At 55.4% G+C, this 4,056-nt stretch carries 4 protein-coding genes; all 4 read left to right on the top strand.

Going from position 1 to position 4,056, the window contains the following annotated elements:
- Window positions 1–816 precede the first annotated feature (816 nt).
- The 4 genes from NZK35_RS12130 (at window position 817) to NZK35_RS12115 (ending at window position 3,241) form a co-directional block, all read left to right on the top strand.
- Complete coding sequence (locus NZK35_RS12130) at window positions 817–1,245, top strand: DUF6932 family protein (protein WP_259632799.1); 429 nt, start codon at window positions 817–819, stop codon at window positions 1,243–1,245.
- A complete protein-coding gene (locus tag NZK35_RS12125) occupies window positions 1,242–1,445 on the top strand; it encodes a hypothetical protein (RefSeq protein WP_095740236.1) in 204 nt (67 codons plus the stop codon). The genes NZK35_RS12130 and NZK35_RS12125 overlap by 4 nt, the downstream gene beginning before the upstream one ends.
- A 556-nt stretch (window positions 1,446–2,001) precedes the next feature.
- The gene (locus NZK35_RS12120; protein WP_259632798.1) at window positions 2,002–2,568 is read left to right on the top strand and encodes a hypothetical protein; all 567 of its coding nucleotides are present in this window, start codon (window positions 2,002–2,004) and stop codon (window positions 2,566–2,568) included.
- A 97-nt stretch (window positions 2,569–2,665) separates the two neighbouring features.
- Window positions 2,666–3,241, top strand: coding sequence for a hypothetical protein (locus NZK35_RS12115; RefSeq protein ID WP_259632797.1), 576 nt, complete (start codon window positions 2,666–2,668; stop codon window positions 3,239–3,241).
- Window positions 3,242–4,056: the final 815 nt, after the last annotated feature.

The raw sequence follows: 4,056 nt of genomic DNA, 5'->3' as shown, positions 1-4,056 counted from the left end.
GGCGAGAGGGAGTCGAAAGACAGGGTTGTTCATGATGGCACCTCGAAGTGAACAGGGATGCCGTCAGTCTAACGTTGTCGCCGAGTGCAGAGTAAGGGCCGGTCGGAAAAGCGGATTCAGCAACCGCTGGTATTGGGCTTTAGCCGCCCACTGCCGCTGCGAGGGATGTCGATTCTTTTACTGCACGATTTGGCAACCGATTTAGATTCTCTCCCTCTGGGAGAGACGGCGTTTGCGCAGCAAGCAAACGCCAGAGAGGGCCGGCGTCCCGAAAGGCTTAGCGACTTCCGCGACGATCGATGTGGGCTGCAAAACCGATCACCAGCCCCCTCATCCCCAGCCCTTCTCCCCCACAAATCGACAAGCAAGCTTGTTGCGATTTGTGGGGGAGAAGGGAGCCATGAATCTTGCAGTCATAAAATTGACGTCCCTCCGGGGTCGAGGGGAGGATTATTGGCGTGGCCCGGAGGTGGCGCTGCGCTGACCTCCGGCTACTGGCTGCAATCCCTTCGGGATACGGTGGAGGCGGCGATGGGCGAAGGTTTTTCGCACCTGGTACGACTGGTGCCTGAAAGAGAGCAAGAAAGTGCAAAGGAGCTGGAGACCAAACCGGACCGTGCTCCCGCCGCCCAGTTCGAGTTCTCGTGGGCCTGAGAAACTGGCACCGTGTGGTATGATCCGTTCTAAACAGGTCCTGTGACCGGCCCACCTGAGGAGCGACAAAGTTCTGGCGCCCGATGGATCCCCGTTCCTCCGCATGCGCGGGTAGATCGCAATTCGTTACCCGACAAAATTGGACGACGCTATCACAAAATCATGATCCCAGATTTTCGCGATGATGGCTACTTGCCCAATGGCGTTCATGTTGCGACTGAAGCGGAAGTGACCTTTCGATTCGGAGCGTCAACGCGGCAACGCCGGCGTTTGACGATTCGGCTTCGACGTTGGCTTGAACTTGCCCGTATCATTGGCGCGAAGCGTTTCTTTATCGACGGTAGCTTCGTTACATCGAAACCAGAGCCAGATGACATTGACGCGGTGATTTGGATTCCGGTTGATTTTGCCGACCGCCTTAACCGCGGCGATATGGAAGTTGTTGAGCTCGATTCCATGCTCGTCACGCGCCGACCTGAAGAGCTATTTGCGGCCGAAGATAGACGTGACTGGGACGACTGGGTAGAATTCTTTGGGCGGACGCGCGAAGCAGATGGTCGCCGGAAAGGGATTGTGGAAATCGAGCTATGATTACAAATGCAACCGAATACGAAAAAGCGCAGATAGAGTTGCGCGATTTGCAATCACGACTGGAGTCGATTCAGCGCGATCATCCAATTGGCGAGAAGGGGTTTACAAAGGCCGGTATTCGCAAGCTAATCGCTAGGCTCAACGAAGAACTCGCTGTTTTTGAAGGCAGCGAGGAAGCCCGCACCACATCGCCCGGCTGAATGATTAACCGCGGGTAGCAAAGGACTGAACCAAAGTTGCCGCTCTGACGTTCCAGAAATGGTCCATTTTGGGCGGCAGCTTGGTTGACCCGAACGTTGAACTTGATCGAATTGTTTACCGCTTCGACGGTTGACGTGCGTTCGCGGTGGGGGGAGTTCGCTGCGACCCCGTCCGGGGTCGAGGGGAGGATTGGGGGCGTGGCCCGGAGGTGGCGCTGCGCTGACCTCCGGCTACTCGCTGTGATCCCTTCGGGATGCCGTGGACGCGGCGATGGAGGAAGGTTTTTCGCACATGAAACAAATCAACTGGTAGTGCGACAGACGAACAAGAAAGTGCAAGGGCGGTCGCAGCCGAAGCCGGCCGACCTGCTGCCAGCCAGCTCGAGTTCGCCTGGGATTAGAACGCTGGCACCCTCCGCCGGGATCCGCTCTAATCGAGTCTCATCACCGGCCTATGTGAAGGCGGACAAAATTCTGGCGCACGATCTCTCCCCGTTGCTCGCCATGCGCGGATCGATTGCAATTCGCTACTGATAATCAAGTGCACTTCAGCTGAATGAGATTTTTGCTCACCGTTGCGTTGGCACTCGCTTCGATGGCAAGTCTTTCGTTTTGCTGGGTAGGTTCACAACATGAACAAGCGATCGCTGTTCAAGAACTTATTTCGTATCGCGTTCCCCGCGTTCCCGACGAATTCAATCGAAAGATCACCTGGCCGAGGAAGCAGATAGGAACAGGACCACAGGAATTCGAAACGGACGACGGTCCAACTACCTACCGCGCTAATCACAAGGCTGCATGGCTCGAATGCTTGGAATGTTTCTACACTGATGCGAAGTTCGATGGTGAACCGCTCTGGAAAACTACAGAATCTGGATGGGTTACGATCAGCGGACCCGATCATTGGAACGCCGCTCGGTTGGACGGTTGGCACGAATGCCAATCTCAATTGAACTCATTGCTTTTGAACTATTCCCCGGCCGAGTTGCGTGCAGCAATCAAACGGGATTTGATGGAATCGCAGGTGTCAACTGTGACGAGATTCGCTGTTGTTGGTATCGTGCTTGGCATGTTGGCCGCCTGCAGTGCTCTACTCCACTCGCAGAGAAGAGCAGAACCATGACATGTTCGGGAGTACGGTAGTCGTGTTGTTTTGGTCTGCTTGCGAGTCGTTTGCCCGTTTCCCGTGATTTTAACCGAAGTGCGATTGGGAGCACGTTTTGAACATTATTGGACGGAATCTCAGCACGGCTGGAAACGTGTTTGCGCTCGTTGCGTATGGAAGCATTACGCCTCCATTTGCCCGCTTGATGTTCGCAGCGTTTGACGATGGAACGATTGTCTGGTCCGGGGACAGGACTCAGGGTGGTGCCCCGTACTTTACGGCAGCAATAGGACGCGATCGGTTGTTGGATGCTCTGGCTGGCCTGGAAAGTGACGGTTTGTTTTCCGAGCTTCCACTCGTCAATTTTGGTGTGCCCGGTTCTGAATGCAGCAGCTTCATTGTTCGGAAAGGTGAGAAGGCATTTAAGCTTGATGCATGTCATGAATTGTTCGAGGCATCTGGGAAGTGCGTTGCGGAACACCATGAGATTGTGCCTTTGGGAACAGGGCAACGATTTCAGGTACTGTCTCGACAGCCAAACGATTACATTTTCTTTCGGATGATTTGGCTCGAACTACGGCGTATGATGGAAAATCTGATCCCCGGCACGGAACAACACTGCGAGGGTCAACTTGAAATGTTACACGCTGAATTTCGCTGGCTGCCGGAACTTGGTGAACCCAAACGTTGAACTTCATCGAATTGCTTTCCGCTTCGGCGGTTGATGTGCGGTCGCGGTGGGCTCATGTTGCGTGGGACTCCGGGCCGAAAAGCTGACGCCAGATTCTTGAATCCTCTGGCCGCAGGTCGTCAGCGTTTTGGTGCGACAGCCGTCTTGATCTCTTGCGGCCCTTCGTGTGATTCAGCGGCGCATGACTCCCTCGTTGCTCGCGTTGTGTGGTCCGAGTTGTTTTTCTCTTACTTGAAGACGAATCCGACAGAACACACGCCGCGGCGATCCTTGGGAGTCGAGCGTCTTGGGATGTTTGAAGTGCACCCATGAGATCAAAACGCAGCTTGCACCGCGACGCTGATGAACTGCGTGCAAAAGACTTCCGAAGCGGACGGAGTTCCGTTGGGTAGGTCGTGCGACGTGGCCCGGCGCCGATGCATCGGTTGGAGACAAAGGTAGGCAAATTTGGGGTAGGAAAAGAGTGCACAGTGTTTGCCGGGTTTCTCGTCTTTCCGCCACCCGTTTTCCTACCCGAAATTTTCCTACCTTCTTTCTGCATTCGGCTGGCTGGGAAAACGACTTGCCGCAGCGATCGCCCTTGGTTTTTCGGTCGGTCTCTGAGGTTTCCATTTGGCTGGCGGGTGCACTCGGCGGGGTGCCGGAATTCGCTGCGACCCCGTCCGGGGTCGAGGGGAGGATTGGGGGCGTGGCCCGGAGGTGGCGCTGCGCTGACCTCCGGCTACTCGCTGTGATCCCTTCGGGATGCCAATGGGTTAAGTGCGGGATTGATCCTGTCGGTAGGCGTTAAGACATTTGCAGCGCGAGCCCTCTCT

The organism is Stieleria sedimenti (genome assembly GCF_025060895.1).
Classification (GTDB): domain Bacteria; phylum Planctomycetota; class Planctomycetia; order Pirellulales; family Pirellulaceae; genus Stieleria; species Stieleria sedimenti.
Note: the sequence above shows the minus strand (reverse complement) of the source record. Positions and strands in the feature narration are given on the sequence as shown.

What these genes read in the sequence shown, in the direction of transcription:
- NZK35_RS12125 (WP_095740236.1), top strand. Translation starts at nt 1,242, where the DNA reads ATGATTACAAATGCAACCGAATACGAAAAAGCGCAGATAGAGTTGCGC.
- NZK35_RS12120 (WP_259632798.1), top strand. Translation starts at nt 2,002, where the DNA reads ATGAGATTTTTGCTCACCGTTGCGTTGGCACTCGCTTCGATGGCAAGT.
- NZK35_RS12130 (WP_259632799.1), top strand. Translation starts at nt 817, where the DNA reads ATGATCCCAGATTTTCGCGATGATGGCTACTTGCCCAATGGCGTTCAT.